Consider the following 230-nt stretch of genomic DNA (forward strand, 5'->3'; position numbering starts at 1 on the left):
TCCCGCACCTCGAGCCATTTCTTGAGCGCGGCCGGGACCTTGTAGGTGTCGCGTCCCATCGAGAGCACGACCCCGGTCTCGGGGTGGGTGAGGAGCCGGGTGAAGCTCGGCGCCCCCGCCGCGAGCCGCCGCGCGGTCTCCGGGTCGATCGGCCCGTACCCGGCCAGGTACCCGGGTTCCGCGCTTTTGCCGAGCAGGGTCAGGACGGGAACGGTGACGTTCACCTGCGC

Annotated in this window: 1 pseudogene; it reads right to left on the reverse strand. The window is 71.7% G+C overall.

Going from position 1 to position 230, the window contains the following annotated elements:
• A pseudogene (locus QN350_RS19880) lies at nt 1–230 on the reverse strand (HNH endonuclease); the annotation flags it as partial.

Origin of the sequence: Cryobacterium sp. 10I5 (assembly GCF_035019865.1) — a bacterium.
GTDB classification, from domain to species: Bacteria; Actinomycetota; Actinomycetes; order Actinomycetales; family Microbacteriaceae; genus Cryobacterium; species Cryobacterium breve_A.